This window comes from Corynebacterium sp. HMSC034E11 (assembly GCF_001835905.1).
Taxonomy (GTDB): Bacteria; Actinomycetota; Actinomycetes; order Mycobacteriales; family Mycobacteriaceae; genus Corynebacterium; species Corynebacterium coyleae.
In genome coordinates, this window is the sequence record NZ_KV826395.1 from 1 (window position 1) to 5,356 (window position 5,356).

Annotated in this window: 3 protein-coding genes; all 3 read left to right on the forward strand. The window is 59.0% G+C overall.

The window, feature by feature from the left end; all coding sequences use genetic code 11:
• Positions 1 to 1,494 (forward strand): SoxR reducing system RseC family protein (locus tag HMPREF2690_RS12165; protein ID WP_168167286.1); only part of this gene is annotated, 1,494 nt, incomplete at its 5' end.
• Between the two features lie 71 nt (positions 1,495 to 1,565).
• Positions 1,566 to 2,627, forward strand: coding sequence for a hypothetical protein (locus HMPREF2690_RS06225; protein WP_070820430.1), 1,062 nt, complete (start codon positions 1,566 to 1,568; stop codon positions 2,625 to 2,627).
• 484 nt (positions 2,628 to 3,111) lie between these two features.
• On the forward strand, positions 3,112 to 5,356 hold a 2,245-nt coding region (locus HMPREF2690_RS06230; RefSeq protein ID WP_210401383.1), incomplete at its 3' end, for an Ig domain-containing protein.

Genomic DNA, 5,356 nt, shown 5'->3' on the forward strand with positions numbered 1-5,356 from the left:
GTCACCGTTACGGTTGATAAGCCGGACGCTCCGGCGCCTGCCCCGTCGGTCACGGAGACCAACACCACGGTTCCGGCTAACAACGAGCCGCACACCGTTGGCAAGGTTGAGAACCCGACTGGTTATGAGACCGGCAAGCTCGTCGATAAGGACGGCAATAAGATCCCGGGCTCCGAGGTCGAGGTCGATAAGGACGGCAACGTCAAGGTGACGGTGCCGGAGGGTACTGACCCGCAGGATGCCAGGGTCATCGTCTCCAAGGGCGAAGGCGAAAACGCCGAAGAGATCGGTAAGATCGATGTGAAGATCGTTGATCCGGACTACGGTGAGCCGACGAAGGTTGAGGCTGGTAAGAAGGAGTCTTCGAAGAATCCGTTTGGTGAAAACGGTAAGGCTCCGGAGGGCACCAAGGCCACCGGTACCGAGTCCGAGGGCTCCGAGGACTGGGAGTTCGGTCCGAAGGATGGGGACGTCGTTAAGCCTGGTGAGGATGGCGTCGTCACGGCGAAGGCTCCTTCTTACGAGAAGGTCGACGAGAAGATCGCTGAGAAGCTGCCGGAGATCCAGAAGCAGAAGAAGGGTAAGCGTTGGGATGAATTCGTGAAGATCTTCACCCCGTTCGCGAAGCCTTCTGTGGATGTTAAGTTCACCTACCCGAATGGTTCTGAGGACAACGCAACCGCTGACTTCGACCTGGTCGGCAAGGACGGCAAGTCCCTGCTGCTTCCGGAAGGCGACTTCGACGGTGACGGTAAGACGAACCGTGAAGAGATCGAGGGTGGCACCAACCCGGCTGGCGTCGACGAGGGCGACAAGACCAAGGACAACACCGCTCCGAAGGTCAACCCGATCAAGCCGGGCGATAAGACCATCACCGGTACGGGCGACCGTCCGAACGAGACGATCAAGGTCACGCTGCCGAACGGTAAGGTCATCGAGACCACGACCGATAAGAACGGCAAGTGGGAGATCGAGGTCCCGTCTGACGTCGACCTGAAGCCGGGTCAGAAGGTCATCGTTGAAGATGGCGATGAGAACCGCACTGAGGCAACCGTCGGCATCGACACCGGTAAGTGTGTCGCTACCTCCGTCGGCTTCGGTCTGCCGCTGATCGCGCTTCTGCCGCTTGGTCTGGCTACCCAGTTGGAGATCCCGGGTCTGTCTGACTTCGCTGCTCAGGCGAATGCTCAGATCCAGAACGCCAACACCCAGATCCAGCAGCAGCTGGGTATCTTCAACCCGCAGCTGGCTACCCAGGTGGACGCAATTAACGCGAAGCTGGGCCAGTACGGCACTGACCTCGCAACGGTTGCAGGTGGTCTGGCTCTGATCGCCGCTGGCATCCTCGCCGGCACGATCATCTACGACAACTGCTCCCCGAACGGTGGCGGCTCTTCCGTGAAGGACCTCGAACTGAAGGGTTCTTCCGGCAAGACCTACGCTGGTTCCTCCAAGGAGGAGAAGCCGACTACTCCGGCAAAGCCGACGAATTAGTTAAGTCTTGAGTCTCTCGTAGGCTGAAGATAAGCGCTAACGATCGCCCCGCTCACCAATCGGTGGGCGGGGTGATTAGCTTTAGCAATCGGGTTTTTCTGTGGTGGGGCGCGATTACCGCAACACCACGGGCCTGGGTCTGCTGGCTTGGCCATGCCGGCATTTCCGCCGAGGAGACGAAGGCGGACGGCCACGCGCTGAACTCGGGCAAGAACTTCTACGACAAGTGCCCGGAGGGTCTGAAGGATCAGTTCTGCTTCGTTGGTCAGTCCACCATCCCCGCGGACTGGAAGAATCTGGTGCTGCGTTCCAACTACATCGGCAAGGCTGACGGCATCATTGGCGTCACGCACGAGCACGATCAGTTGGCGGAGGAGGACCTGACTGTCTACGAGCTCGCGGTGCTCGCCGCTGCCGATAACAATCTCAAAGCAGGGGCATTGCTTATCGACGACGCCCACAACGGTATCGTTCTCCACCGCCCCAACAACGCCTTGAACGTCCGCGTGGAAAACAAGGGCATCGACGCCCACACCTTCACCGTGGAAGCCCGTTGGGGCAACGGCCAGTCCGCACACAAGGACATTGCCCTGGCTGGCATCGCGGATAAGGACAACTACGCCGGCGACCTCGCCATCCCGATGCAGGACCTCGCCGGGGTGAAGGGCCCGAACACGCCTGTCGAGCTGTCGGTGAAGAACCAGAACGGCGAGACCGTGTTCGACGAGACCTTCCGCGTCCCCGTCCTCGACCTAACCAAGCAGGAAGCCGAAAAGGTACTTAAGGACCTCCCGTCCGCAGACGTGAACAAGGAGGAGCAGAAGAAGGTCGAGCAGGTGCTGCGCCCGGTTGTGCAGCCGCCGGCCCCGACCACGTCGGCGCCGTCGCCTGCGCCTACCCCGAAGGAGACCGTCACCGTGACGCCGACGCCGAAGCCGGCGCCCGCCCCGGTGACCCAGACCCGCGGCCCGGTGGAGACCGCGAACCCTTCGGATTCGGCAGGGAAGCCGTCTGATGGCTCCTCCGCGAACGGCGGCGCGATCGCCGGCGCTGCCTTGGTAATCCTCGGCGCCCTCACCGCCCTGTTCGGCTGGTGGTTCAAGAACGGCGAGCAGTTCAAGTTGCCGTTCTAGGCTGCCTCTCCGGCTCGACGCCTGTGGTGGATTCTTCCCATCACAGGCGTTTTACGTTTTCGCCGTCTTTACACGTGACCATTAAAACGTCACTCATTAACCCCGTTATGGGGTGGCGGTGAAAGGTTTAGATTTTCCTAAGCTGGCAACTGGCTAAAGGTGCTGGATGTTGCTCAAATCTGTAGACAACTACGGAAACTGCTGGAAGTGTGCTTGCGTGGTCCGTCCGCCCCACTATCTCGGCTTCCTTAGCTGTGTCACAGGTAGTATTTTACGGCCGTACAACAGCAATGGCCAGCGCTTTTAGTGGCGAGTGTCAATAATTTTCCTCAGGATGTGAACAGCTGTTGGGTGGCTTGAGGGACCTTTGCCGCCTCCTGTCAGGTTCTCTACGGTGGTGTTCGTAGGCCCTGTTAGTAGGTGTGTTTTGTTTGCTCGTCAGGGTCGTGAACCTTTGACGCTAATCCTTTCTGGAGGGAAATTAATGAATAAACGTCACATTGGCCGCCGTCGCGGCACGTCCGTAGCCGCGGCTGCGCTGTCATTTGCGCTGGTTGCTCCGTTCGCTCAGCCGGTCGCGTTTGCGCAGGAGGAAACTGCTGCTGTCTCCCAGGCGCCGGCCACTGAGGAAAACGGTGCGATTGTCGCCGACGGCATTGCGAACGGCTACGTCAAGAGCGCTACTGGCATGACGAATGCCAAGTCGACCCTGTCTGGTCGCGCGTTTATTGACGATGGCTACGGCTTCAGCCCGACCGACGGTGGCCAGCAGGCTGTTCCGGAAGGCACGAAGGTCTACATGCAGTGGATCGATAAGGATGGTGCCGTTTCGCCGGTGTACGTTGCCCGCACCTCTGACCAGCTCAGCAAGAGTAACACCTCGCAGGCTGGTCCGGGCTCCTATGTGTTCGATCTCCGTGAGCCGTGGATTGACCACCACGGGAAGAAGCACACGTACAAGGCTTCCACGAATCAGTACTACCGTCTGTGGATCGACCCGTTTGTTGACGAGCGCAACGGCTTCACCGTCTACCCGTTCCGCCAGGTCGGCGGCTTCTTCCCAGGCGCATACCGCAACTCCATGGGTGCTGACCAGCAGGGTGCATGGAACACCATCGGCACGAACATGCAGCGCACTGCTGTGCTGATGCAGGCTGATCGTGATGTGCCGTACATGCATAAGCCGAAGGCTGATTGGATTGCGGATACGGATGAGACTGTCCCGCGGCAGGCCACAAATTCTGCGATGAAGGGTCATGTGGGCGGCAAGGTCTGGCACGAGACGAAGGACGCTCGTCTCAACGGCCCAAACGGCACCGGCGATGTCCCGGCTAAGGACATGTACGTGGTCATGAGTGTGCTGACCCAGGAGGGCATCGGCGCATATGCAGAGGCAGTTGACACGTTGCCTGAGGCGCAGAAGCTGGCCGCTGCGAAGAAGCTCCTCACTGAGCACCCGGAGTACATTGCAGCGACGGTGCGCTCGAAGGTTGGTGAAGATGGGTACTACTCGGTGAAGTTCCCTGAGGGAACTCTCACGAATGACACGAAGAAGTACCTGTACGCGCATGTAGAGACTGCTGATGGCAAGATTCCGAGCGCTTACTCTGCATGGCGTGTTCCGCTGTTTAACTCGCCGAAGAACAACGGCACGCGTAACCCTGCGCCTATTGCTGCTGAAAACTTTGTGCAGAATCCGATGTGGTACAACGTGAACTTCGCGTTGGTGCCGCGCCATGATGTGAAGTTGGATATCACGAACTTCAACATGACGGACAAGCCGGCTGATATCGGCGATACCGCGAAGCTGAATGTGACCGGCCCGTTCCCGGTGACGCCAAACAAGGTTGTTTGGAAGAAGAACGGCAAGGTCGTCAAGACCTGCGACAACATCGGTAGCGTTGCTGATGCCAACGCCTGCACCATCACCGTTCCGGAGGACGCTGAGACGGGCGACATCTTCACCGCTGAGTTCGTCACTGGCGAGAACACGGTGCTGGCCGCTGACTCGTTCACCGTTGTCGTTCCGGTTGTTCTTCCGTTCGGTTCGGTGAAGGACGAGTACAAAGAGTTTGATGCACTGTCCGTACTGCCGAATGAGCCGGAGAACAAGGTTGAAGGCGCTAAGCCGACCTACAAGGTCGATGGTCTTCCTGAAGGGCTGACGTTCGACCCAGAGACCGGCAAGATCTCTGGTACGCCGACGACGCCGGGCACCTCTGAGGTGATCGTGACGCGTGACGTCAAGGTCACGGTGAAGGAAGAACGTCCGGTTCTCGACGAAGACGGCAATCCGAAGTTCATGGACCCGTCGGCTCCTGAGGACAAGCGCGTCATCAAGACCGAAACGGTTGATGTTGAGGAAGTCCAGCACGATCGCGTGCCGACCCTGCTGACCGTCACGGATTCGCCGCTGAAGGCTGCAACGATCAATACCGAGTATGAGCAGCAAGTTGTGCCGACCGGCTTTGAGAGTCACCCGCACAAGCTCAAGGTGAAGGACGGCTCGCTTGAGGTTGCTAACCTTCCTGCAGGTCTGGACTTCGATGAGAAAAACGGAAAGATCACCGGTACTCCGACTGAGGAAGTCGAGGCTGATGAGGACACGCCAAACGTCACCGTGACGTACACCTTGGTGGATCACAACAACAAGGAGTACAAGGTCACCGACCGCGTTCCGCTGCCTGTTGGCCAGAAGACCACGGTTGATGGCACGCCGAAGCCGGTTG